25 protein-coding genes are annotated in these 26,046 nt (G+C 31.4%); 15 read left to right on the top strand and 10 right to left on the bottom strand.

What is annotated here, in order from left to right:
• The first annotated feature begins 1 nt into the window (after position 1).
• From C8N27_RS12400 to C8N27_RS12365, 8 genes are all read left to right on the top strand, one after another.
• Entirely contained in the window at positions 2-3,304 is a 3,303-nt protein-coding gene (locus C8N27_RS12400; protein ID WP_121147666.1) for a toxin VasX, read from the top strand.
• The gene (locus tag C8N27_RS12395) at positions 3,298-4,056 is read left to right on the top strand and encodes a hypothetical protein (protein WP_099215480.1); all 759 of its coding nucleotides are present in this window, start codon (positions 3,298-3,300) and stop codon (positions 4,054-4,056) included. The genes C8N27_RS12400 and C8N27_RS12395 overlap by 7 nt, the downstream gene beginning before the upstream one ends.
• Positions 4,050-4,808 carry a hypothetical protein gene (locus tag C8N27_RS12390; RefSeq protein ID WP_121147663.1) on the top strand — a complete coding sequence of 253 codons (759 nt, stop codon included), beginning with the start codon at positions 4,050-4,052 and terminating at the stop codon, positions 4,806-4,808. The genes C8N27_RS12395 and C8N27_RS12390 overlap by 7 nt, the downstream gene beginning before the upstream one ends.
• 31 nt (positions 4,809-4,839) lie before the next feature.
• A complete protein-coding gene (locus tag C8N27_RS12385; protein WP_121147661.1) occupies positions 4,840-5,625 on the top strand; it encodes a hypothetical protein in 786 nt (261 codons plus the stop codon).
• A gap of 28 nt (positions 5,626-5,653) precedes the next feature.
• On the top strand, positions 5,654-6,343 hold the full coding sequence (locus tag C8N27_RS12380) for a hypothetical protein (RefSeq protein WP_121147658.1): 690 nt from the start codon (positions 5,654-5,656) through the stop codon (positions 6,341-6,343).
• Positions 6,344-6,449: 106 nt separating this feature from the next.
• Positions 6,450-6,860 (top strand): HYC_CC_PP family protein, encoded by a 411-nt coding sequence (locus C8N27_RS12375; protein WP_121147656.1) that lies wholly within the window; start codon positions 6,450-6,452, stop codon positions 6,858-6,860.
• Between the two features lie 59 nt (positions 6,861-6,919).
• The gene (locus tag C8N27_RS12370) at positions 6,920-9,157 is read left to right on the top strand and encodes a TonB-dependent receptor (protein WP_121147653.1); all 2,238 of its coding nucleotides are present in this window, start codon (positions 6,920-6,922) and stop codon (positions 9,155-9,157) included.
• Positions 9,158-9,178: 21 nt separating this feature from the next.
• Positions 9,179-9,544, top strand: coding sequence for a heavy-metal-associated domain-containing protein (locus C8N27_RS12365; protein WP_121147651.1), 366 nt, complete (start codon positions 9,179-9,181; stop codon positions 9,542-9,544).
• Between the two features lie 35 nt (positions 9,545-9,579).
• Here C8N27_RS12365 and C8N27_RS12360 read toward each other — a convergent pair whose 3' ends face one another.
• The 7 genes from C8N27_RS12360 to C8N27_RS12330 are packed head-to-tail and all read right to left on the bottom strand — an operon-like array spanning position 9,580 to position 15,757.
• A complete protein-coding gene (locus C8N27_RS12360) occupies positions 9,580-10,416 on the bottom strand; it encodes a pseudouridine synthase (protein WP_176550574.1) in 837 nt (278 codons plus the stop codon).
• Between the two features lie 45 nt (positions 10,417-10,461).
• Positions 10,462-11,379 carry a geranylgeranylglycerol-phosphate geranylgeranyltransferase gene (locus tag C8N27_RS12355; RefSeq protein ID WP_099215474.1) on the bottom strand — a complete coding sequence of 306 codons (918 nt, stop codon included), beginning with the start codon at positions 11,377-11,379 and terminating at the stop codon, positions 10,462-10,464.
• 9 nt (positions 11,380-11,388) lie between these two features.
• On the bottom strand, positions 11,389-12,315 hold the full coding sequence (locus C8N27_RS12350; protein ID WP_099215473.1) for a mevalonate kinase family protein: 927 nt from the start codon (positions 12,313-12,315) through the stop codon (positions 11,389-11,391).
• 51 nt (positions 12,316-12,366) lie between these two features.
• Entirely contained in the window at positions 12,367-12,861 is a 495-nt protein-coding gene (locus tag C8N27_RS12345; protein ID WP_099215472.1) for a toxin-antitoxin system YwqK family antitoxin, read from the bottom strand.
• Positions 12,862-12,874: 13 nt separating this feature from the next.
• Positions 12,875-13,960, bottom strand: a complete 1,086-nt coding sequence (locus C8N27_RS12340; RefSeq protein ID WP_099215471.1) for a diphosphomevalonate decarboxylase — start codon at positions 13,958-13,960, stop codon at positions 12,875-12,877.
• A 35-nt stretch (positions 13,961-13,995) separates the two neighbouring features.
• A complete protein-coding gene (locus tag C8N27_RS12335; protein ID WP_099215470.1) occupies positions 13,996-14,706 on the bottom strand; it encodes a LytR/AlgR family response regulator transcription factor in 711 nt (236 codons plus the stop codon).
• A complete protein-coding gene (locus tag C8N27_RS12330) occupies positions 14,699-15,757 on the bottom strand; it encodes a sensor histidine kinase (RefSeq protein WP_121147648.1) in 1,059 nt (352 codons plus the stop codon). Before C8N27_RS12330 ends, C8N27_RS12335 begins: the two co-directional genes overlap by 8 nt.
• Before the next feature lie 212 nt (positions 15,758-15,969).
• Between C8N27_RS12330 and C8N27_RS12325 the strand changes: the two genes are divergently transcribed.
• The 5 genes from C8N27_RS12325 to C8N27_RS12305 all read left to right on the top strand — a co-directional run bounded on the left by C8N27_RS12325 (position 15,970) and on the right by C8N27_RS12305 (position 18,369).
• Positions 15,970-16,332 carry a hypothetical protein gene (locus C8N27_RS12325; RefSeq protein WP_121147646.1) on the top strand — a complete coding sequence of 121 codons (363 nt, stop codon included), beginning with the start codon at positions 15,970-15,972 and terminating at the stop codon, positions 16,330-16,332.
• A 157-nt stretch (positions 16,333-16,489) separates the two neighbouring features.
• Positions 16,490-16,843, top strand: coding sequence for a hypothetical protein (locus C8N27_RS12320; RefSeq protein ID WP_147431733.1), 354 nt, complete (start codon positions 16,490-16,492; stop codon positions 16,841-16,843).
• 4 nt (positions 16,844-16,847) lie between these two features.
• Positions 16,848-17,753, top strand: coding sequence for a DUF6624 domain-containing protein (locus C8N27_RS12315; protein WP_121147641.1), 906 nt, complete (start codon positions 16,848-16,850; stop codon positions 17,751-17,753).
• 59 nt (positions 17,754-17,812) lie between these two features.
• Positions 17,813-18,043 carry a hypothetical protein gene (locus tag C8N27_RS12310; RefSeq protein WP_099215465.1) on the top strand — a complete coding sequence of 77 codons (231 nt, stop codon included), beginning with the start codon at positions 17,813-17,815 and terminating at the stop codon, positions 18,041-18,043.
• A gap of 23 nt (positions 18,044-18,066) precedes the next feature.
• On the top strand, positions 18,067-18,369 hold the full coding sequence (locus C8N27_RS12305) for a hypothetical protein (protein ID WP_099215464.1): 303 nt from the start codon (positions 18,067-18,069) through the stop codon (positions 18,367-18,369).
• Between the two features lie 65 nt (positions 18,370-18,434).
• On the opposite strand, the gene C8N27_RS12300 is transcribed toward C8N27_RS12305, so the two are convergent.
• The 3 genes from C8N27_RS12300 to C8N27_RS12290 are packed head-to-tail and all read right to left on the bottom strand — an operon-like array spanning position 18,435 to position 22,302.
• A complete protein-coding gene (locus tag C8N27_RS12300; protein ID WP_121147639.1) occupies positions 18,435-19,643 on the bottom strand; it encodes a BaiN/RdsA family NAD(P)/FAD-dependent oxidoreductase in 1,209 nt (402 codons plus the stop codon).
• On the bottom strand, positions 19,643-20,569 hold the full coding sequence (locus tag C8N27_RS12295; RefSeq protein WP_121147636.1) for a GYDIA family GHMP kinase: 927 nt from the start codon (positions 20,567-20,569) through the stop codon (positions 19,643-19,645). Before C8N27_RS12295 ends, C8N27_RS12300 begins: the two co-directional genes overlap by 1 nt.
• Positions 20,569-22,302, bottom strand: a complete 1,734-nt coding sequence (locus C8N27_RS12290; RefSeq protein ID WP_121147634.1) for a hydroxymethylglutaryl-CoA reductase, degradative — start codon at positions 22,300-22,302, stop codon at positions 20,569-20,571. Before C8N27_RS12290 ends, C8N27_RS12295 begins: the two co-directional genes overlap by 1 nt.
• A 142-nt stretch (positions 22,303-22,444) precedes the next feature.
• Here C8N27_RS12290 and C8N27_RS12285 point away from each other — a divergent pair, with 142 nt between their 5' ends.
• Together C8N27_RS12285 and C8N27_RS12280 are read left to right on the top strand one after the other, a co-directional pair.
• Entirely contained in the window at positions 22,445-24,592 is a 2,148-nt protein-coding gene (locus C8N27_RS12285; protein ID WP_121148023.1) for a S9 family peptidase, read from the top strand.
• 3 nt (positions 24,593-24,595) lie between these two features.
• The gene (locus tag C8N27_RS12280; protein ID WP_121147632.1) at positions 24,596-25,987 is read left to right on the top strand and encodes a peptide MFS transporter; all 1,392 of its coding nucleotides are present in this window, start codon (positions 24,596-24,598) and stop codon (positions 25,985-25,987) included.
• Positions 25,988-26,046 lie beyond the last annotated feature (59 nt).

The following is a 26,046-nucleotide window of genomic DNA, read 5'->3' as shown; positions in this document are numbered from 1 at the left end:
AATGGCTAATGATATTTTAGAAAAAAACCAACTAACAGAATATAATGAAGTAGTTGCTAGGTATTTTTTTGAGTGTACTGGAGGCGGTGTTACGGAACCTGTAAAGAGTCCAGAAAAAGAAGCTTTAAAACCGGGTATTCGTTTACATTTTTTACGTTATGGTTTATTTGATAGGAATTCGGAAAGCCAAACAGAAGAAGATGTAAATGCACCTAAATATAATGATCCGAGAATAACCAAAGGTGTTTTAGTACAAGAAGGTAAAGCAGTATGTAAAAATGTAGCTACTTGTAATTCTAATACCCAGAATACAAATGGAGCAGAAAACAGTACGCTTGAGTTAGAAGAAGTAGAGGTGTTATCACTAAAAGAGTTACCTCAAATCAATAACTTTTATGTAGCCCGAACTGCTTTAAATAAAGGATATATTTATCTAATTAATGATGAAGATCAAGACGATTACCACGAACTGTATGTTGATGAAAGTGGACAGCTACAACATATTATATGGGCATACAATAAAGATGAAAAAGGAAACTACAAAGATATTCGAAAACCATCTGGAGATAAGAGTGAATATAAATTAATAATAGAAACAGAAAAAAAATATTGGGTAGCATACTCTCCTGTACAATGGAGTAGAGATTATCATAATGAACTGAATACGGATGCTAATAAGCGTAAAGAACGTATGAAGTTGATAGATTGTAGTGGTATAAAAAAAGGAGAAGAAGAAAAACATGAAAATGTTATACCATTTACAAACGTAAGAGCAACGTTTCCTAGTAACCATCCAAGGGCAGGTGCACTTGAAAAGATGCTAGACTCAATATTATCAGATGAAAAGAAGCAAGATGAAAAAGGAGATAATGAGGTTTTTGAAGATATGTTTATCACATTACATGACCCAGCAGGTTGCGCAGCAGATATAAGTGAGGTTGTAAGTGATAAAACATTAAAGCTTCAAGCATTAACTCAAGCAATACAATCAGGTGAATCGGTAAAAGAGGCGTTAGGTAGATTAGAAAGAAAAGAAATACAAGCACCTGAGCCTAAAGATAAAGAGTATGGGCATTTATTTACATTGGCACTCACTTGTTATCAGATGGTGTATAACGATGATAAAGCGATCTTAAAATTTGATGGAGGTTCACCTGGGTGGTTTAATTTTGACGATAGGCATTCGTTAGATCCAAGATCCATGTATTCTGAGTATTACAGTATGGCTGAAAAAGGAACAGTCTATAGAAAAAATAGTGGACATATAGGTTATGGTTTAGACCATGAAAAACTAAAAGGTATTTTAGGAGTTGAGGAACGTAAGCAAGCAAGAAAAATCTTATTAAATTATAGAGAAGATTTAGGTGTTTTATTAAGTTCTACATATGTAAGAACCTATTTAGACGATTTTTTAGGAAATCACCCAGAACGTATTGTAGAAGGGAGAGATTTTATGTTAAATATTATTGATCCTTTAAGTTATCACCCTTATAAGTTTGATAGACATTTATTACTAAAAAAAGATTATGTAGAAAATGATAAATGGGTAAATTGGTTGTATGATGTTATAGACGATAAATATCCTGAGCGAGTAAAAAATAAAGAAACTAAAAGTAAAGCAAAAGGATTTGAAGGTTTAGACCCTCTATTGGCATTATTAGCGGCACCTTTAAATATTAAAGAAGTACTTAGTAAAGGAGAGAGCTTTAGCCAAAAAATAGTTGGGATATATACAAAGAATTTAAAATATCGTGCTGGTCAAGCATCAAGTTTTAAGGAAGTAGATGGAATATTACTCAAGTCTATAGAAGAACGTCAAAAATTTATTGTTGAAAAGCTTAACAAAAATCTAAAAGTTTTTGGTGAAGAAATGTTTGAAATAATTGATGGTGACATTCGCTTACGATTACAAGAGTTAGGAGTAGAGTTAGATCCAGAATATGTCAAAAAAGGAAAATACACAGGTAAACGTACGGATGTATTACGTATTTTAAAAGAAAGCCATGGTAAAGATGGTTTTACCTATCGCACTCGTAAAAAAGGAAGAAGTACAACCTACGAAATAAAAGTAAAAGTAGTAGAAAATGTAAGTGACGATGCCCAAGCTGTTAAAAATTATAAACTTAGTAAAATAGTTAATGGTAAGGTTTTTAACGGAGTGTTTGCCTTGTTGGAATTGTATAATTTTAGCATAGCAGTAGTCAAAGTAACCAGTGAAGGAAGTACTAAAAAAGATAAAGTGAATGCCTTTGGTTCTGTTGTGAAATTAAGTGAAGCAAGTATGAGTCTAGCTAAAGTAACTATAATAAGTGAAAAACTAGCAAAAGGTTCTTTGGTTCGCTCAATTTCAAACTCTCTTACTGCATTAGGAGGAGTGATAACTGTGGGGGTGTGTTTTTATGATAGTTATAAAGCAATGGATAAAGGGGATATGGATGCTGGTCTTGCTATGATTGGTGCAGGGGTTGCTTTTGGGGTATCTTCTATGGCGTCTTTAGGAATTGTTTTTGCTTCTACAGGTCCTGTAGGGTGGATAGCAGCGGCTATAGGGGTAGGGCTATTACTTATAGCATCATTACTTACCGATAGTGAGTTGGAAACCTTTTTTAAAAACTTCTTATTAAGTGATTCATATGGGGAAGGCTTTCCTAAGCGCTCAAAAGAATTACCTATGGACTACGCCCGTAGAATTTTAGAAAATAGAAAATTATTAACAGATGATGATTATCATGATTCACTTATGAATCCTATAGATGCCCAAGCTAAGTTGTTTGATTGTATCGTGTGTAAACAAATAGGGTTTAAACCTGTAAATTCTAAAACAGAAATTTATACTAGTTATAGCCCATATGGAGGGGGGGCATCTTCCATAGAAACAGCTTCGTATTTTAGTGCTAAAATGGTGTTTAGTCGTTTTTTTAATCATCCTGATCAAGTTGAATCTCATGTCTTTTTTTACCCAAAAGGAGTAAAAAATGGAAGCCACATAACTATGAATGTTGGTACTGTGGATAAAATTTACGATGGAGAGAACAGGGAGGCTTTAGAGGTGAAGTTTTGGGTACCGAAATCACATGAGGATAAAATAACTTCACAGTCTGAAGCAGTATTTGCTCTACGTTTAAAGGTAGATGAGAGTCAGCAGTTATATTTTCCATATTCATTACAAAAAAAAGAACGTTATTTAGGAGCTAAAATAAGATTAAGAGCCTTAAGTGCAGGATTGTACATTACCGACTTGGATCAAAACAAAGATGTTACTATTGCTTCTTTACAAGAATTAAAAACAGACAAACCATGGTAAAAGATTTTACCCGAAAAATAACCCATGAAGATTATAAAAACCCAGAAAAACTCAAAAAATATTACCATCGAGTTGTAAAAAAAATTCATGTTAAACCAAGTAAGCTTGACAAAGGCTATATTGAAAGGAAACGATCTGATTATATTATTTATAACGATAAATTTTTAGTAACTAAAACTGCTTATTTTATAGTACCAGTAATTTTTGGAGGAGCGTCATTAATTTTATCTTTATTACTTATTTTTCCTTTAAATGAACCAAGAGATACTGCCGACTGGTCTCTTTTAATTATTTCGGTTTGTTCTACTATGTTTTTTATCATTTTTGGATTGACGATGCCTAAAAAAGAAAATATTTTAAATCGTAGAGACGGATTAGTTACTTTTACTGGTTTTTTATGGCAACCTAATATAACGATGGAGTTTAAAAAAACAGAATTTGCTTATAGTACAGGAGGAGAGGATTTAGTTGGAGGTTTTCAATTACAAATCATACGTCCTAATAAATGGCAAACATTTGCTATTACTGGTTATGTAGGAAGCGAGTGTTATGAAGATATGTCTTTTATAACATGGTATATGGATAAAAACCGTCCGCTACCTCCTGGAGAAGCTTTTGATCCATATCGTCAGCAAGACTTTGAAAGAAGAAAAGCTGAGGGGTTTCCTAAGCCTTTGTACCCAAGTAAAATATCAACGCCAGAGGCTACTAAAGAGCAACAAGCAGAACGTAAACGTATTGGTGGATGGTAGACTTTACCCGAAAAATAACCCATGAAGATTATAAAAACTCAGAGAAACTCAAAAAGTATTACCATCGAGTAGTTAAAAAAATTCACACAAAACCAAGAAAATTTAAAAAAAGAGATTACAAAAAATCACAATATAGATTAGTAGATGATAATTTTGTAGCTAGTAAATCTGGAAGCATAGCTACCTTTCAAATAGGTGGAGGGGTGTCTTTATTATTATTATTATTATTAGGAACATTAAGGTATCTTATCAGAGATGGATTGAATAATGAAATTTTGTTTTTAATGATATTATCAGCTTTTTTAACTATCTTTTTTGTAATCTATGGTTTTACAATGCCTAAAAAGGAACATATTTTAAATCGTAAAGATGGTTTAATTACTATGACAGGCTTTTTTTGGCAAAAAAATATCACAATGTTATTTAAAAAAGCAGAGTTTGCCTATAGTACTGGTGGAGAAGATGGTGTAGGTGGGTTTATGTTACAAACTATTCGTCCAAATAAGTGGAAAACATTTGATATTTATACAATATTTGGAGGAGATTGTTATGAGGATATGTCTTTTATCACATGGTATATGGATAAAAACCGTCCGCTACCTCCTGGAGAAGCTTTTGATCCCTATCGTCAACAAGATTTTGAGCGTAGAAAAGCTGAGGGATTTCCTAAGCCTTTGTACTCAAGTAAAATATCAACGCCAGAGGCTACTAAAGAACAACAAGCAGAACGTAAACGTATTGGTGGATGGTAAAATATGTTGATGGAAGTAGAGTGTCATAATTATGCAAGAAGAATTTATATACCAACGAAAAATTACTCATACTCAATATAAACATGGTGATAGAAAAGTAAAAAAAGGAGGTTTAAAAGGAAGGTTGCATACTGTAATTACAGATAATGCAATAAAATTAACGAATAAAAGGTTGGAAAGCAAAAAGACTTTTTTATATGCTTCTGATAAGTTTGTAGAGGTTGTTGAGCCTCAAAAGGTTACTCCTATTGTAATGGGAGGTTTTTTTTTATTGATTATTATTATCATTATTATTGGAGGTTTTAAGTTTCCAAATGAAATAACTACAGTTTCTTTTATAATTCCATCTATAATTGCCCTTTTTGGGTTTTTATTTTATGTAGCCTATTATTTCACCATGCCTTTAAAAGAGAATATATTTAATAGAGAAGATGGTATAATAACTTTTTCTGGTTTTATGTGGTATGAAAATATTACGATGCCCATAGAGAAAATTATTTTTACAATGTCAGGTCCAGGTAGCTTACAAGGAGGAGGAGCATTTCGATTATTAATTGAAAGGCCTGATAAATTATATACTAAGTATGATTGTTCTATAGGAGGAGAAAATTGTTATCAAGATTTGTCTTTTATATTGTGGTATATGGATAAGAACCGTCCACTACCACCAGGTGAAGCCTTTGATCCATATCGTCAACAAGATTTTGAACGTAGAAAAGCAGAAGGTTTCCCAAAACCTTTATATCCAAGTAAAATTTCTACACCCGAAGCTACAAAAGAACAACAAGCAGAACGTAAACGTATAGGTGGTTGGTAATACTATACTTAGATTAATAACAGTTTTAATGCAATATTTATCAAAGATAATTAAAGAGAATCCGCAAGATATTACGCAAAAAATTGTAGAAAGTAATAAGTATTTTATCGAAGAAGCCAACGATTCGTTCTACAAAGAAAAAAGAACGGCAAGAGGTTGGATGTCTTGGGGTATTGGTATAGTGTTAATAATTGTACCAACAATAATTTCTTTCTTTTTTAAGAGTGATGATTTTTGGCCAAAAATTATACTACTGACGATTTTTGGAATTCCAGGAGTCATAACGATTATCTATGGTTTTGTAGCACCTATTAAATACTTAGTTTTTGATAGGATGAATGGAGTTATAGTTATGCCTAGAAACTTTAGAAGTACAGTAACTATTCCTTTTAATACTGGATTTGCAAGGGTTAAACATATAAATTCTAGTCCAGGAGTAATTAGTGGGATGTTAGCTTTTGTGTCAAGTAAGGGAAAAGATAGAGTTGGAGGTTTATTAACAAAATACAATATAAATAACTATTGGGCATTTACTGTTTGGTATATGGATAAAAACCGTCCATTACCTCCAGGAGATGCCTTTGATCCATATCGACAACAGGATTTTAAACGTAGAAAAGCAGCTGGTTTTCCTAAGCCTTTGTATCCAAGTAAAATTTCCACACCCGAAGCTACTAAAGAACAACAAGCAGAACGTAAACGTATTGGTGGATGGTAAAAAAATCAAATTAAGTAAAGATGTTGTTTTACAAAAGAACTTTAAAAGAGTAAAAGCTTAAGGTTGTTGAAATACAGAGTTTTAAAATTTTGTACATTTGCAAAATATGAAGAAATTCGTTTCTAAAATAACAGCTACACTCTTAGCACTAGTTGTGTTACTATCTACATTTTCTTTTAATGTAGAAAAACACTTTTGTGGAGATTCCTTAGTGGCTGTTTCTTATGTAGGAAGCGTAGATAGCTGTAATGATGTAGAGAAAGATAGTTGTGAGAGCAACACAATAGAGCCTTCATGTTGTAAAGACGATGTGGAGTTTTTAAAAGGACAAACTCAAATTCAAAAATCACCTGTTGAAAAAGTAATCTTTGCAAAGATTGCCACAGCAGTAACTTCATATATTCATAACAAACAATTATTTCTAAATTTAGAAAAACAGTTTGTTCCACACAGGTTGTATATACCACCCAAACTGTTTTCCGACATACAGGTACTTCACGAAGTTTTTATCATATGATTTTATAACTCTATTTACAAGTAAATAAGAATTATAAAATACAGTGTGATAGATAAAAAATGAAAAATAAATTTTTAATCAGTATATGTTTACTGATACCATCCATGTTATTTGCTCAAGAAGTGTTAACAGGAACTATTAAAGATAAAAATTATCCAAAAAAGGATTTAGGAATTTTCGGGGCCAATGTATATTGGTTACATACGAGTGTTGGAGCTACAACAGACCAAAAAGGAGAGTTTAAAATTCCGTATAAGAAGGAGTATAAAAAATTAATAATAAGTTTTGTCGGTTATAAGACAGATACAATAAATGTTAACAGTACAAAACCAATCAATCATTATTTAACAGATAGTAATACGTTAAATGAGGTGGCTGTTTCAGCCAAAAAAGGCTCAACACAAAGGTCGTATTTACAAACACAGAACTTGGTGACTATTAATAGTGATGAATTGTTAAAAGCAGCTTGCTGTAACCTGTCCGAAAGCTTTGAAACCAACCCATCTATTGATGTTAATTTTTCTGATGCATTAACGGGTACAAAACAAATTCAAATGTTAGGCTTAACAAGTCCGTATTTGTTGATTACTCAAGAAAACATCCCGTCGATTAGAGGAGCAGCACAAGCATTCGGATTAACATTCACACCTGGAACTTGGGTAGAAAGTATTCAAATAACAAAAGGAGCAGGTAGTGTTGTTAACGGTTTTGAAAGTATTTCAGGTCAAATAAATACAGAGTTAGTAAAACCATCAACTAATCATAAGTTTTACCTTAATGCTTATGGAGCAGTAGGAGGTAGGTTAGAATTAAATACTCATTTTAATCAGAAAGTGAGTGAAAAATGGCAAACAGGTTTTTATGTTCATGGAAATTATAGAGGAGAAAAGTTTGATAAAAACAACGACAATTTTTTAGATAATCCTTTAGCAGAACAAATTAACGTGATGAATCGTTGGCAATATACAGATGCTGAAAAAGGTTGGGTAAGTTTTATCAATTTTAGGTATTTAGACGATTCAAAACAAGTAGGAGAGATTAACTTCAACCCAGAAGAGGATAAAGGGTCTAATACTGTCTGGGGAAGTGAAATTAAAACCAAGCGTTTTGATACATCGTTAAAAATAGGATATGTTTTTCCAGATATGCCTTTTCAAAATATGGGGGTTCAAGCAGCTTACAGCAGTCATAAACAAGATTCATATTTTGGATTGAGAGACTATAATATTCAGCATGAAAGCTTTTATAGCAACTTCATGTTTAGTTCTATTATTGGAGATACTCGTAATAAATTTAAAACAGGGGCTAGCTTTACCTATGATAAATACGATGAATTTGTTAGTGCAGCAATGAATCCGAATTTTGATAGAAAAGAAAACTCTGTAGGTGCATTTTTTGAATACGCTTATGATAATGCCGATAATTTAAGTGTTACTGCAGGACTTCGATTAGATCATCATAACTTATTAGGAACCTTTGTAACACCTAGGTTGCACATGCGTTATGTTCCTTGGGGAAGAGGGGTGTTAAGAGCTTCTGTTGGAAGAGGAAAACGAAGTGCTAATATTTTTGCAGAGAATCAACAACTTTTCGCTTCATCAAGAGCAATTACTATTGAAAATGCTGGCGGAAATATTTATGGTTTAGATCCAGAAGTTGCTTGGAATTACGGAGTGTCTTTTTTACAGGGATATAAATTCTTTGGAAGAAAAGGAGATGTAACATTTGATTTTTATCAAACAAACTTCTCAAATCAGGTGGTAGTCGATTGGGAAAACCCACAAGAAATTTTTTTCTATAACTTAGAAGGGAAAAGTATAGCGAATAGCTTTCAGGTAGAGATGAATCAAAACATTATTCCATACTTTAATACTCGATTTTCGTATAAGTTTTATGATGTTTCTACAGATTATAAGTCAGGAAATTTAGCAAAGGCTTTACAAGCAAAACATCGCTTTTTTGCTAATGTATCTTACGAAACTAAAACCGAAGAAAGTGATGCTAGTTGGAAGTTTGATGTAACTTATAATTGGATTGGAGAACAACGTTTACCTAATACAAATAACCAGTTACCGACGCATTCGGATAGCTATAACTTGTTAAATACTCAAATAACAAAAGTGTTTTCAAAAAAGTTTGAAGTGTATGCAGGGGCTGAAAACATTACAAATTATAAACAAAAAAATCCTATATTGGGAAGTGACAATCCATTTGGAGCAAATTTTGATACTACAATTATATACGCACCAGTTTTTGGGAGTAACTTCTATGCAGGATTACGATTTAAAATAGATTAATAAATAAAAAATAAAGAATAGATGAAAAATATATTTTTATTAGCAGTAGTTTTACTATTAAGTACATCAGCATTTGCTCAGAAAAAAAATGCTAAAGTCTCTTTTGAAGTAGATGGTGTTTGTATGATGTGTAAACAGCGTATTGAAAAAGCAGCATTAAAAACTAAAGGTGTAAAGTATGCAAAATGGGATGTTAATACACATGAATTAAGTTTAATTATTGATGAACGTAAGACAACTACAGAAACAGTTAAAAAAACTATTGCAGGTGTAGGACACGACACGAAAGATTTTAAAGCACCTAAAGAAGCGTATGATAATTTACATGAATGTTGTAAATATCGTGATGAAAAAGTGCAAGAAGATCACAAAAAAACAAAGAAATAATAAAAAATCCCGAGCCTTAGCTCGGGATTTTTATTTTATAACATTTGTAATGTGTTAATTTCTTGTTGTGTCAATTCACGCCATCTACCACGAGGTAAATTCTTTTTAGTTAAACCAGCAAAAATCACTCTGTCAAGCTTAATAACTGTGTATCCGAAATGTTCAAAAATCTTACGAACAATACGGTTCCTTCCTGAGTGAATTTCAATACCTACTTCTGTTTTGCGTTCTCCTTCTACATAAGAAACAGCATCAATAAATACCTTTCTTCCTTCAATAATTACATCACCACGTAATTTCTCTAAATCAGCAATGCTTAATTTCTTATCTAAAGACGCATGGTATAATTTACGAACGTTATGCTTAGGGTGAGTTAATTTTTTTGCCAATTCACCATCATTGGTAAAAAGTAATAAGCCGGTAGTATTTCTATCCAACCTTCCAACAGGATAAATACGTTCTTTAGTGGCGTTTCCTACTAATTCCATCACAGTTTTACGACCGCGATCGTCTTCCATGGTAGTAATGTAGTTTTTAGGTTTGTTTAATAAAACATAACGCTTCTGCTCCATAGAAATTAAAGTTCCATCAAAACGAACTTCATCAGTCGGTTGAACTTTATAACCCATTTCTGTAACTAATTTTCCGTTAACAGAAACACTTCCATGTTCAATGTAAGTGTCAGCCTCTCTACGAGAACAAATACCTGAATTAGAGATGAACTTGTTTAAACGAATTCCTGTGTTTTCAGTTTTTTTCTCAGCAGGTTTGTTGCTTTTAGGTTTTCTGAAATCTTTTTTGAATTGATTTTTTCCTTGAGGATTGCTGTTGCGTCCAGCTTGTCGTCCTCTCGACGAGTTTTTTGAATTCATAATTAAATTTTAAAAGTCTGCAAATTTACGGTAATTATTTGGTTTTTAATCTAAAACCTCTACTACTTTATCTACAATTAAAGATTTATCAATAAATAATAAACTAAAGACACCTATTAATAATAAAACCTTTAAGATGTTGTGAGCCAAACGATATTGATTGTTTTTTGTCGATTTCCAAGTGTATAAGCCGACAAAAATTAAGGTAATAGCTGCTAAATAAAAATAGTACTTCATGTACTCAATAGCAGGATAGTTAAATAATACTCCAATAGGTACTAAGGTTAATACCATTAATAAAATGATTAACTTTTTAGCGTTACGCTCCCCATATTTTACAGGAAAAGTATTATAATTATTAGCAATAGCCCCTTTAATATTTTCCAAATCTTTCATGAGTTCACGAATCATGATAACTAAAAAAAGAAAGATTGCATGTATAAAAATTACCTTTGAAAAGTTTTTATAGTGCACAAATATTACAAAAAAGGGAAGTATGGTTAATACAGTAGCTGTAATTAATCCTATTAACGGATACTTTTTTAATTTATGTGAATAGAACCAAATTCCAAATATATATACAGAGAAAAACAATGCTGCACGCCATGATACTAGCCATCCGAAGAAAAAACCAATAAAATTTAAAGTAAAGTATAAAGTTAGTTTTGTTTCTTGTTTTACGTAAGAATCTAACCCTGTTTTTATGGGTCTGTTAATAATATCAGCTTTCTTATCGTAAAAATTATTAATAATATACCCAGAAGCAACAACACAAACAGTAGCAATTACCAAATAGAGTAAATGCCAATCAAAAACTACGGGCTTAATTGATTTTGTATCAGAGAAAATAAAAATAGCAGCCAAATATTGGGCTGCTATTAGTACTAAAATGTTGTAACCTCTTATGACTGATAAAAGGCTAAATATTTTTAAGAAAAATGTATTGTTTTTAAACGTACTCATAGTAGCATTTTAAAAGCGATACACTAATTCTAATTTATAATCTTTTAAACTGTTTTTTGCTTTTTCATAATCTTCAGTAAATCCTAAGATGTAACCTCCACCACCAGAACCACAAAGCTTTAAATAGTAATCGTTGGTTTGTATACCTTTTTCCCATACTTTATGAAAAGCAGTAGGAATCATTGGTTTAAAATTAGCTAAAACTACTTTTGATAGTTTTTTTACATTACCAAACAACGATTTAACGTTTCCTTGTAAAAAGTCTTCAATACAAGCATCAGTATGTGTTGCAAACTCTTCACTAACCATTTTTCTAAAACCTTCATTTTTCATCTTATTCATAAAGATGTTAACCATAGGTTCAGTTTCACCAATTTGTTCAGAATCTAGTAAGAAAACAGCACCTTTTCCTTCTTTTTGAGAAGGAATTCCAGCTGGTTCAATATGTTCTTTTGAATTGATTAAAATAGGTAAACTTAAGTATGAGTTTAAAGGGTCTAACCCAGAACTTTTTCCATGGAAAAAAGATTCCATCAAAGAAAAAATTTGCTTTAAACTTAAAAGCTTATCTCTTGTTAAGTTTTCTAAAACTGTAATTTTATTATTAGCGTACTTATCGTAGATTGAAGCTACTAATGCTCCTGAACTTCCTACTCCGTACCCTTGAGGTATTGAAGAATCGAAATACATTCCGTTATCAATATCACTTTTTAAAGAATTTAAATCAAAAGAAACAATATCAGAATTTAAGTTAGCCAAATATGTATAAAAATTAGCTAAACTATCATTTGATTTTTTTGCTTCTCCAGTTAAATTGTTTGCAGATTTTAATGCCCCTTTATAAGAACTAAAAGGTATTGCTAATCCTTTGGAATCTTTAATGATTCCGTACTCACCAAAGAGTAATATTTTTGCGTAAAATAAGGGTCCTTTCATAGGTGTTTTAATTACAGTGCAAACATACGAGTAAAACCACTAGTTTACAAACTAGTACACGTTTTTGTAAAAAGTTTTCCAAACACCAACTTTTTCGTTGTCTCGGTATTTGCCTTTTGTTTCTATTTTACCATTCTTATAAAAAGTTTTCCATATACCTACTCTTTCACCTTCTTCATACTTTCCTTCTTCTTTCAACTCACCAGATTCATAATATACTTTTCGAATTCCGTGGAGTTTTCCTTTTTTGTAATTAGCTCTGTGAAAAGGTTTTCCGTTTTCATGATAATATAGTACTAAACCATCGAAGACTTCCTCGTTAGGAATGTTTACAGTACTAAAACCTTCCATCTGAATTTGTCCGTTTTTGTAGTAATCTACAATCCAAAAACCGTTATTCATTCTTTTAGGAGCTGGTCTATAATACTCATGATCTCCTTTTGTTGTTTCGTGCCAATTTTTATCGAACCAAATAGTGTCTTGTGCAGTAACTGAATTGGTTATAAAACCAATAAAAAGGGCTATTATTAATGTTGAAGTTCTCATAATAGTTGGGAATTTAGGTTAAAATAGGTCTCGCGCCAAAACCCACACTATCACAAATATAATGATTTTTTTGGCAGTATGCAGCTAAAACATTCTTAATAAATACTTCAATTTCAGTCTTTTCTGAATTGGGGTATAATACGTGTACATTTGCTCCTGCATCTAATGTAAAACAGACATTACTATCATTTTCTTGTCTGTATTCCCATATTTTATTAATGATTTCTAGAGTGTTAGGTTTCATTAAAATAAAATACGGATTACTGGTTAACATCATGGCATGTAATGTTAAAGCTTCACTTTCAACAAGGTTAATGAAAGCTTTGACATCTCCATTTTGAAGAATTTTTGAAAGTTTTTCTAAATTTTCATTAGCTTGTGTAAAACGGTTTTCTGCATACGGATGGTCATGCATTAAATTATGTCCAACCGTACTTGAAACTTGTTTTTCTCCTTTATCAACTAATAAAATTGCATCTTGGTAATCTTCAAAAATAGGATGAATTTTATAAGGGAATTTTATACCAAATAAATCTGAACTTCCTACAATCTTAGGATGATTTCCCCAAACTACTAATGGGCCTTCTATACTTCTACTAGCGCTCCCTGATCCTAAACGAGCTAAAAAGGAAGCTTTTTTGTTAATATACTCCTCAGTTAAATTTGGGTTTAACTCTTTTTCTAAGTTCATTAAACACATGGCAATAGCACTCATTCCGCTTGCAGAAGAAGCAATACCACTACTATGAGGAAAAGAATTTTCAGAAGAAATAACCATGTTATACTCTAAAATATACGTACAGTATTTTTGAATTCTTTCAAAGAATTTGGTTATTTTAGGTTTAAAATCATCTTTCTTTTTTCCTTCAAAAAATAACTCAAATTCTGCTTGATTTTTTGGTAATGTCTTTGTGAACTCAATTTTTGTAGTTGTGTGACAATTGTTTAATGTAAAGCTTATCGAGGCATTTTTAGGAATTTGAGGTTCGCTTTTTCCCCAGTATTTTACCAAAGCAATATTACTAGGTGTTTGCCATGTAACAGTTAAGTTATCTACTTTTTTATCTTGAGAAAGAAATAAGAAATCTGATGTATTCAACGTGTAAAAATTTTGCCGTAAAGATAGAATTTCGCTTACACTTGTGCTAATTTTTGTAAAACGCTTTCTTTGTAGCTCCTACTTATTGGTACAGCTTTTTTAGCAATCTCAATATATTCGTTAGTATATGAGGAAATTTTAGATATTGAAACAATATAAGAACGATGAACTCTTATAAAGCAATCACTTGGTAATGTGGCTTCAAAGTTACTAATGGTTTCCCTAGTTATTACAGTGTCGTTATTGGTAAAAACTTTAACATAGTCACCTAAACTTTCAATGTATAAAATATCTTTAAAGTTAATCTTAACCATTTTTCTATCAGCCCTTACAAACATAAAATCCTTTTTGTTATCATTTTCTGTAGAAACTTTCATGTTACTATTAGTAGGTTCAGTAACTTTTTGGATTGCTTGTAAAAATCGGTCAAAAGCAATAGGTTTTAATAAGTAGTCTATTACACTTAGGTTAAAACCATCAACCGCATAATCTCTGTAAGCAGTGGTAAATATTATTTGTGATTTATTATTGATAATTTTAGCTAAACTTAATCCTGTAATTTCAGGCATATTAATATCTAGGAAAAATAAATCGATATTTTCTGTTTGTGCAACTTGTAATGCTTCCATAGCATTTTTACAACTAGAAATTAATTCTAGGTTAGGGGTTTTATCTATGAATGATTCTAGAATTTCCCTTGCTATGGGTTCGTCGTCAACAATTACACAAGTTATTTTATTAGCCATTTGTTAAAGGAATTTTTAAGTCTACGATAAATTGGTTTTCTTCTAATGCTAAATGAAGTTTAAACTGATTATTGTAAAGCATTTTTAATCTTTTTTGAATGTTTTCTAGTCCAATTCCATTTTTATCTATTTTATTTTTTTGGGAAGTGTTCTCAATACGAAAAAACAAGGAATCTTTAGTTGTTTTTAAGCTGATGTTAACACTTAATACTCCGTCAATTTGAACTCCATGTTTAAAAGCATTTTCAACAAAAGGTAATAATAACATGGGAGATACTTGGGTGGTTTCGTTATGTAAATTCTTAGAGAATTCAACTTGTAAACTCTCTTGAAAACGCACTTTTTCTAAAGAAATATAATCGTCAATGTGCTGGATTTCATTTTTTAAAAGAACAGAGGGTTTGTCTACTTGATATAAAATATAGTCTAACAAATTAGAGAGCTTTAAAATCATATCAGGAGCCTCTTCCGATTTTTTTAAGGCAAATCCGTATAAGGTATTCAATGTATTAAACAAAAAATGCGGATGAATCTGCATTTTTAAAAATTTCAGCTCTTGTTCTTTTAGCTGTAGTTGGGTGTGCAGGAATTTGTTTTTTAAGTTTTCGTTTTTTATGCTAGATAGATAATTGTAAATAATTAAACTTAAAGAGGTTGCTATAATAACAATAAAGTACACACCAATTATGACTAATGGTAAAGATTTAGTTAAGCTCTTCGTGTTGGTTCCTTCTAAAAAAGAAGAAAATACTAAACCAAAGAAAATAGAGAGCAAAATAGCTGTAAATGATATAATAAAGGTATAGCAGCTGTATAGAATAAAAAGAAAATACTTTTTCTTAAGTAGGTATTTTGGAATTAAATATAAAATAATGAAATAACTTAGAAATATGGTTACAGGCATTAAGTATGCTGAAAAAGTGTCTACATAAGCAGTGTTAGAGCTTCCGTATCCTAAGAAGTATGTGTAAAAGAAATAAACACCTACCCAAAATATAATATTGAATAAGAAGAATATAAGGCGCTTAGCTATTGATGTAAATCTTTTCATTAAGTTGCAATATCTTATTTTTTGAAGAAAGAGATAGGTTTTTGCGGTAAAATCCCTGAAATTGTAGACGAACAACGGTTTTCTGTTATTTGGTTGAAAAGGGAATTTAATATGTCGTTTGAGGAACAGAAAAGAGGTACTGTCGATATTACAAAACTCAAATGAATTATAAACATAGGTTTGTGTTGTAAATAACTTTAAAAATTAAAATTATGAAATTCTTATTCTCAAACCTTTTAAATGAAGGAGGATCAATGTTTATGTATCCAATACTGTTAATGCTATTAATTTGTATAGCATTGATATTAAAACTATTCTTAAAGGAAGATAGTAATGGTAAAACAATTAATTTACTGAAGCATATAAGTTTATTCGCTTTAGTCTATGGGTTTTTAGGGTTGTTTTTTGGGTTAATTGGTGTGTTTGATAATATTAGTTCAATGCAAGGAGATATAGCAACTCCTGTTTTAGCAGCAGGTTTAAAAATAGGTTTGTTAGCCCCGTCTTTTGGAATGTTAGTTTTTTTAATTGCTAGATTAGGAGTCTTGATATTGATGTTAAAGGAAAAATCTTAAACTAATAACTAAAACCCACTAACGTTTACTACATCGTATAAAAAAAGAACACAAATGTTCTCTAAGTTTATTATGTGTTGTTGTTAATGAATAACATAGTAGAGTTAGAATAAATAATGTCTGTGTTTAAAACTTATAAACAATAAAATATAATATTATGAGAATGCCATTATTAGATTTTTTAGCCAATGGAGATTTAAAATTTGTGATTATTTTATATACTTTTCTAAGTATAGCATTAATCTATTTTTTTAAGAAGCTAAAACAAAAAGAAACTCAAGAAAAATATAATCTAAAGCTAAAAAAATTAGTGAGCTGGAGTTTGCTAATTAGTGCCTTTTCTTTGTTGTTAGGGGGGGTACATAGCTTTTATTTTATTTCTAAATCTGGAGGTATTGCGAGTAATTTACTTTTTGGAGGTTTAGCCAACACGTTAATTACGCCAACATTAGGTGTTGTAATAGCTATTATAATTAACGGCTTAGCAACTCCATTAATATTTAAAAAATAAGAAAATGAAGGAGAAGTTATTTTTACTAACAGTTTTTATTTCACTTGCTGTTTTAGGGCAAAATAAAGGAGATAAGTTAAGAAGTGGAGGTAGGTTAAATGAAGCAATTAAAGCTTATAAAGAGATATATCAAAAGAATCCAAATAATCAAGATAACACATATAATTTAGCTTGTGCATATGCTATTCAGTATAAAAAAGATAGTGCCTTTCATTATTTGAATATAGTGTTAAATAAAGACAATTCTTTATGGGCTTTAGCAGATAATGATTTATATGCGCTTACTTCAGATAAAAGGTGGGAGATGATAGAAAGACAACAGTTGGAAAAATACCAAAAGCAAAATGGAAGTTTACAGAAACCAGAGTATGTACTGAAACTATTAAGATTGATAATGAAAGATCAGGCTTTAGATTATCAGTTAGATATGGCGAAGCGATACTTTATGAAAAATGGTGAAGCACCTCATTGGTATTATCCTATAGCTCAAATGAAAAAAGAGATTGGAAATGGAAATTTTAATGAAATGGAAAAGCTAATTTTAGAAAATGGTTGGCCAACATATAGTTCTGTAGGGAAGTTAGCTGCTGATAGTCCACTTCTAATTATAAACCACCATCAAGATGAAGCTGTTAGAATTAAGTATCTTCCTCAAATAAAAAAGGCTTGTATAAACAAAGAAGGAAGCTGTTTGGAGTATGCAAAAATTCAAGATAGAATATTAGTGAATACAGGAAGAAAACAGTTGTTTGGAATGCAGTTTCGTTATAATGATAAAAGAAAATTAGAGCCGTTTCCCATAGAAAATCCTGAATATGTAGATAAAAGAAGAAAAGAGATTGGTTTAGAGCCTTTAAAAGAATATTTAAAAAGAAAGATTAATTATACTTGGAATGTAAAACAAAAGTAAAACAGTCAATCTAGTTGTAAAATACCTATTTCTAAAATAGAAATGGGTATTTTTGTTTTATGAGAAAAATTAAACTGATTTGGGATTTTAAAGGTCCAGATGGATTGGAAACAGCAAAACACCACTGTATACATTTAAAAGAATTTACTCAGATAGATAGTTTGCCTTATCATGAAGTAAATTTTGTATCTTTAAACGAAATGCACACCATTGCTTTTATTGTGGTTGATGAGGAATACATGAAAACCTTTAGAGATGCATTAAAGCCTCATAGAGGAGAGTTAGCATAAAATAACACAAAAAAAATAGATCTATGTTTTTAATTAATGCCTTAGCAAAACCTAAAAAATCTTCTGAACATTACGATGAAGTTATCGGAGCTTACGTAAGCTTATATATCGATTATAAAGATATTGAAGGAGCTATGCGATTAGCAAAATTTTACATCAAAAATGAAGATTGGAAAGTAGTAGAAATAGAAGACGAATATTTTACGTTAGATTCAATTAATGATGTAGAAGATGATGAGCAAAAAGAATTGTATGAAGAAGCTGTAGAGTATGGATACTCAATCATTTTTAACTGCTACGAAGAAGAAGGAGAAGACGAAGACTAAAAAAAGTAAAGTCATTTCGAACGAAGAAAGAACTCTTAAAACTTTGTTCGAAATGATTTTTTTACTTACTCGGCAATAGCCATTGCACAAATATAACCGCCTGTCCACGCATTTTGAAAGTTGAAGCCTCCAGTAACGGCATCAATATTTAATACTTCACCCACAAAGAATAAATTTGGGTGTTTTTTACTTTCAAAACGTTTGAAATTAATTTCCTTTAAATCCACACCGCCAGCGGTAACAAACTCTTCTTTAAAAGTAGTACGTCCATTAGCATTAAATAACCCTTTGGTAAGCTCATTTGCTAAGTTTTGAAGCTGTTTGTTACTGATATCAGCCCAATTTTGATGGTTGCTTATTTCTGAAGCTGTAACCAATCGTTCCCATAAACGACGTGGAATGTCGCTAAAAGGTGATTTTAAAAACACCTGTTTTTTAGCCTGTGACTTCTTTAGTCCTTGCAACTTTTCGAGAACAGTATTAGTATCTAGTCCTAACCAATTTACGTGTACGTTGTATTGGTAATTTTTATCAGCTAAAATACGAGCACCAAAAGCAGATAGTTTTAAAATAGCAGGACCACTTAATCCCCAGTGGGTGATTAATAATGGGCCAGAGCTTTCTAAATTAGTTCCAACAAGGGTAACTTCTGCATTCGGTACCGAAATTCCGCCTAAATCAATAATTCGTTTGTCTTTTATGTTAAAAGTAAATAAAGAAGGAACAGGTGCTATAATAGTATGGTCTAGGGTTTTACATAAATCCCACACTTTTTTACTGCTTCCTGCAGCAACGATCACAAAATCAGCTTCAAAATCTTGGTTTTTAGTGTTAATAACCCACTTTTCATCTTGTTGATAAATAGCGTTTACACCATGGTTTTTCAACACTTTAATTCCGAGGTTATCAACAGCATCTTGAAAGCAATCTATGATAGCTTGAGAAGTGTTAGCTTCAGGAAATACTCGATTATCTGCTTCAATTTTTAAAGGAACTCCACGATTTTCAAACCATTCAAAAGTATCACCAGTCATAAATTTATGAAATGGGCCAAGTAGTTCTTTTTCACCCCTTGGGTAGAATTTTGTTAGTTCTTTGGGTTCAAAACAAGCATGAGTAACATTACAGCGACCTCCACCAGAAATCTTCACCTTTTGTAAAACCTCTTTTCCTTTTTCGAGAATTGTAATGTCTAATTCAGGATTGAGCTCTTTTGCATTTATTGCAGTAAAATAACCTGCTGCTCCACCACCTATAATAACTACTTTTTTCATTATAAAATCATTTCTTTATACGAAAGAACAGTGTCGAATCCTTTTTGTTTAAAATAACTTATTGTGTCTTCGTTTCCAGTAGCTAAAATAAAATCACCACCCCAAGCTCCTAAACTTTTTACTTCACCAAAATAATCAGAAAACAATCTCTCTTTTACAGTGACTTGCTTTGTAATTGAGCTAATGATTTGCTCATGTTCAATGATAATTTTATCCAGGTCTTTGGAAGTTTTAGCTTTTAAAAACTCTTGAGTTAAGTTGTCAATTTCAGGAATTAATGTTTTAGCTTCTACTCTATGTTTTTTATAGTGAGCAATTCCTTCTCTACTATTTTGTTTTTGATTCAAATGAATAAAAAATAACTCTTCAGAAAAACTAGGTTTAAAATTAACTTCTTCAACAATAGGCTGTTTTTCTTTTAGTTGATATAAAATTGGTGTGTTGTATTTAGCACAAGCAATATCGTAACCACTACCAGAAAAAGCATTCCAAAGTAAAGTAAACGGATTCACGTTTGCCCAAGTAGCAATATTGTTAATTAAGGTTGATGAACTTCCTAATCCCCAGTTTTGTGGAAAAGTCAAGTTAGTTTTTACAATAAAACCGTGCTCAGTATTTAAAAATTCTTGATTTAAACGTTTTGCTTCTTGTAAAATATCTCGTAAAGTCTCAGCAATAAATTCAGCACTTCCTTCTTTGTCTGAATTAAACGTTGCGGATGTTAATCTTAGTTTTGGTAAATCAAAAGAAGCCTCGAACCAACATTCTCCAGTATGTGTAAAACTTCCCCAGATAAGTTGAGGTTCCTTGATGGGTTCAATAATTAAATCTTGCCCAAACTTAGTAGGAACAGCTAATGAGGTTGCACCATCCAAAACAACATATTCTCCAGTGAGTAATAATTTTCCGTTAGAATAGTGTCGCATTATACTAATCCAAATTGTTTAAAGTGATGTGTGAAATGTTTTACTTGGAATTTTTTCCAATATTCATAATCTAGCTCACCAAAAAATGGGTGTACTACCTTTCTGTTTGGATTTTCATTGAAAACAGTTTCAAAATATTGTACTTGTTCGATTAAATCATCAACAGCTTCTTCCATAGAATTAAACTTTAATGGAGTAGGGTCTTCTGATAAAAATGGAGCTTTAAATCCGATTTGTAATTCACTATCAGAATTTAAAAACGGTTTTCTTCTAGCTGACTTCTCATCAGAAACATAAATGTCGACATTCCAGTTTCCATTAGCTATTTGAGTTACTGCACTTACGTGCTCCACCATTTGCTGTCCATTCATTTTTCCAAATAAAGGTTTTGCATCAGTTTTTAAATTAGCAAGTGTACTACGTACTTCTTCCTCATTTAAAAAATCTACCCATTGTACTTTGGGTTTACGTAATTCGTTTAATTTTTCTACCACAGCACTATGTGAGGCAGTTCTGTCATCAAAATAAGCTACCACAGCTTCCTTTTCTTCATTGGTTGCTTTATGCTGATTTAAGATATTCATCAAGTGCATTTTCATATGCCCATGTTGAATTCCTTTGGTTGTTAAGGCACGTAAAGCAGCAAAATTTTGAGCTAAACCAGCAGCAGCAATAATTTGCATTAAGGTGCGTGCACTTGGTTTTTGCATCATGTCTAACGATAATTTAGCCATCGGGTGTAAAGCAGTTAAACCACCAACAGTTCCCAATGCTAAAGGGATTTCAATCCAAAACCTAAAAATACCGTCTTTTACTTCACAGTGTGTTAGGCTTTTATATTGTCCATCTTTAGAAGCATATGCATGTGCACCAGCTTCAATTGCTCTAAAGTCATTACCAGTAGCAAGTACAACGGCATCAATTCCGTTCATAATTCCTTTATTATGGGTTACTGCACGGTAAGGTTCTATTTCAGCTATTTTAACAGCTTGTTCAAATTTTTGAGCAAACTTTTCAGGGTTCTTTCCACCTAACTCTTCTACTTTACAGCTCACTTCAGCTCTAACTAAACATTCAGGAACATAGTTAGAAAGAATACTCATTACAATTTCAATATCATCTTTTCTAAAAGCTTTTGCAATAGCTTCTAAGCAAGAGTTAATGAAGTTAGCCCCCATACTATCTTTTGTTTCAAACGTAACATGTAATTGATAGTAGTTTGCAAGTTTATCAGTTTTATCAACTAATTGAATATCTAAAATTCCACCACCGCGCTTTTCCATGTTCTTAGTTATGGGTGCCGTGGCTGCATATAATTCAGTTTTTTGTCGGTTAAAATAGTTTTCTAACTCATTTTTATCACCAGCATACATAAAATGTACTTGGCCGATTTTGTTGGTAGAGATTACTTCAGTTTTAAATCCACCACGAGTACTCCAAAACTTTGCAACTAAAGAAGCAGCAGCAACTACAGAGCTTTCTTCAACTACCATTGGTATTACATAACTACGTCCGTTAATAATAAAATTAGGAGCAATACCGTAAGGCATATAAAAGTTAGAAATGGTATTTTCAATAAAATCATCATGCAATTGTTGTAGCTTATCATCTACATTCCAATATTGCGTAATAGTTTGTATAATTTCTGGTTGATTATTAAAGTAAGTTTTTGCCAACCAGTCTATTTTTTCTTCTTTGGTAAGTTTAGAAAAACCAGAGATCGTTTTAGACATTCTCAATTCATTTTTGATGGTTCAAAGATACGTGAATCCTGTTAAAATGGTTATGTTATTTGGTTTTTATGATTTTTTTGAGGGGATTTTTGGCTATTTTTCCGTAAACTTGGCAAACTTTTTAGATAAACAACAACTTAAGATGAAGAAAATATTATTATTGTTTATAGGAATATCTTCGCTAGTACAAGCTCAAAAAAAAGATATTTCTTTAGAGGATATATGGAAAAAAGGCACGTTTAGAGCCGATTATATGAACTCTTTAAACTCTATGAATGGAGATTTTTATTCACTATTGAATTATGAAAATGGAAGTTCTACTGTAGATAAGTACAGTTATGAAACATTAGAAAAAGTTGCAACGATAGTTGATAGTAAAGATTTAGCTGGATTAAAATATTTTCAATCATATAGTTTTAATAATGATGAAACTAAATTAATTTTAGGAACAAACTTCAAACAAATTTTCCGTCACTCATATTTAGGTACATTTTATGTGTATGATATTGCTAAAAAATCATTAGACTTAATTGGTATAGATATTCAAGAACCAACTTTTTCTCCTGATAGTAAAAAAATAGCATACGCTAAAGACAACAATTTATTTATTAAAGATTATTCAGATGCCAATGTGGTAATTCAAATTACCAATAGTGGTAAAAAGAATGAAATCATTAACGGTATTACAGATTGGGTTTATGAAGAAGAATTTGGTTTCGTAAAAGCATTTGAATGGAGTAAAGACAGTAAAAACTTAGCATATTTACGTTTTGATGAAAGTAAAGTTAAAACTTTTTCAATGGACGTATATGGAAAAGGAAAATACCCAACACAGCATGTGTTCAAATATCCAAAGGCTGGTGAAGAAAATGCGAAAGTAGCATTACGTATATTTTCATTAGAAACGAACAAAACTGCAGAAATTAGAGTTGGAGACTATGAATACATTCCAAGAATTAACTGGACAAACAATCCAAATATTTTAGCAGTTAGAACATTAAACCGTCATCAAAATGATTTAAAAATGTATTTTGTTGATGCGACTACTTTTAATAGCTCTGTAGTTTTAAATGAAACTGACAAAGCTTATGTAGATATTACAGATGATTTAACTTTTTTAGACGATAATAGTTTTATTTGGACAAGTGAAAAAGATGGATACAACCACATTTATCACTATGATAAGGACGGTAAGTTATTGAATCAAGTAACTAAAGGAAACTGGGAAGTTACTTCTTACTACGGATACAATGCTGACAAGAAAACTATTTACTATCAATCAGTAGAAAATGGATCTATTAACAGAGGAGTATACAGTATTTCTTTAGATGGAAATAATAAAAAATTGTTAAGTAACGCTTCAGGAACAAATAATGCTTCTTTTAGTAAAAACATGCATTACTTCATTAATACTTTTTCAGATGTAAATACACCTCCTGTGTATACGCTAAGAAACGATGAAGGGAAGGTATTAAAAACTATAAAAGATAACGCAGCTTTAAAAGAAACTATTGCAGGATATAATTTAAGTAAAAAAGAGTTTTCTACAATTAATGTTAACGGAAACGACTTAAATATGTACACTATTAAGCCTGCAAATTTTGATGCAAATAAAAAGTACCCAGTTTTAATGTATCAATATTCTGGACCAGGTTCTCAAAATGTAAAAAACAGTTGGAATAGTTCTAATGATTATTGGCATCAAATGTTAGCACAAAATGGTTATATCGTTGTTTGTGTTGATGGTAGAGGAACAGGTTTTAAAGGACGTGATTTTAAGAAAGTTACTTATATGAATTTGGTGAAGTATGAAACTGAAGACCAAATCTCTGTAGCTAAAGAGTTAGCAAAATTACCATATGTTGATGAGAATAGGATAGGTATTTGGGGATGGTCTTTTGGAGGTCATATGAGTACTAACTGTTTATTAAAAGGAAATGACGTGTTTGCCGCAGCAATAGCAGTGGCACCAGTTACTACATGGCGTTTTTATGATTCTATTTATACAGAACGTTACATGCGTACACCAGAGGAAAATCCAGCAGGATATGATGACAATTCACCTTTAAATTATCCAGAATTATTAAAAGGAAAATATTTGTTAATTCACGGAACAGGAGATGATAATGTGCATGTTCAAAATGCTTATAGAATGGCTGAAGCTTTAATTCAGGCAAATAAACAATTTGAATGGGGTATGTATCCAGATAAAAATCATGGTATTTATGGAGGAAACACTCGTTTACACCTATATACTAAAATGACTAACTTTATTAAAAATAACCTATAAAATATGGCAAATTCAACACCTATTAAGCGAAAAGAACTATTTGGACATCCAGCAGGATTATATGTGCTGTTTTTTACGGAAATGTGGGAGCGTTTTTCGTACTATGGAATGAGAGCAATATTAGTATTATATTTAGTAGCACAAACTACTGATAAAAATGCTGGTTTAGGATGGTCTAACGGTGATGCTTTATCATTGTATGGGACTTACACGATGTTAGTTTACTTAATGTCAATACCAGGTGGATGGATTGCTGATAAAGTTTTAGGGCAAAAAAAATCTGTTTTATATGGAGGTATTTTATTAGTAGCAGGACACAGTGTTTTAGCTATAGAACAAATGTGGGCTTTTTACACTGGGTTAGGTTTAATTATCGCAGGTGTAGGTATGTTAAAGCCAAATATTTCAACAATGGTTGGAGGTTTATATAAACAAGGAGATATTCGTAGAGATAAAGGATTTACAATTTTTTATATAGGTATTAATGTTGGAGCGTTTTTATCCGCTTTGATAGTTGGTTATGTTGGAGAAACTTATGGATGGCACTATGGGTTTGGTTTAGCAGGAATTGGAATGGCACTAGGTTTATTACAATATGTTTTAGGTCAAAAACACTTGAGAGGAGTAGGAGATTACTTAGGAGAATCTAAGAATGAGGAGGATAAAGATATAATGAACAAACCATTAACTAAAATAGAAAAAGATAGAGTAGTAGTACTTTTAATTTCATTTTTACTAGTAATTATTTTCTGGGGAGCTTTTGAGCAAGCAGGAGGATTGATGAATATTTATGCTTCTGAGAAAACAAGTAGAATATTAGGTAACTTTGAAGTTCCAGCATCTTGGTTCCAGTCTCTAAATGCATTTTTCATAATTGTTTTAGGAACATCAGTAGCAGCTTACTGGGCTAAAAGAAAACTAAAAGGAAAGTTGTCTACAGGTTTATTCAAAATGATAATGGGATTAATTATTATGGGTGCAGGTTTCTTCTTTATGACAGGAGCTTCTGCTCAATTCCAAAGTGAAGGAACTTCAGCGATGTACTGGTTAGTATTAGCGTATTTATTCCATACAGTAGGAGAATTATGTATTTCGCCAGTAGCTTTATCTTACATAACTAAATTAGCACCAGTAAAATATGCATCATTAATGATGGGGGTATATTTTGCGATGACTGGTTTGGGTAATAAGGTTGCAGGACTTTTAGGAGAAGCTTCAGAAAGTTTGGGAGAGTTTACTATTTTTACAGGAATAGCAGTTTTTTGTGTTTCTTTTGGGTTGTTGATGTTATTATTTAGAAGAAAATTAGAAGCTTTAACACATGGAGCAGAAGATAATGAAAGAGAGTTAAATCACGAAGAAGCAGAAGGATTCGAATTAGCAGATAATAATTAAGAAAAACATACAAAAAGCCTAAGTGATAATTAGACTGTTACTTAGGCTTTTTAATTTAT

It is taken from the genome of Tenacibaculum discolor (assembly GCF_003664185.1).
Classification (GTDB): Bacteria; Bacteroidota; Bacteroidia; order Flavobacteriales; family Flavobacteriaceae; genus Polaribacter; species Polaribacter discolor.
Note: the sequence above shows the minus strand (reverse complement) of the source record. Positions and strands in the feature narration are given on the sequence as shown.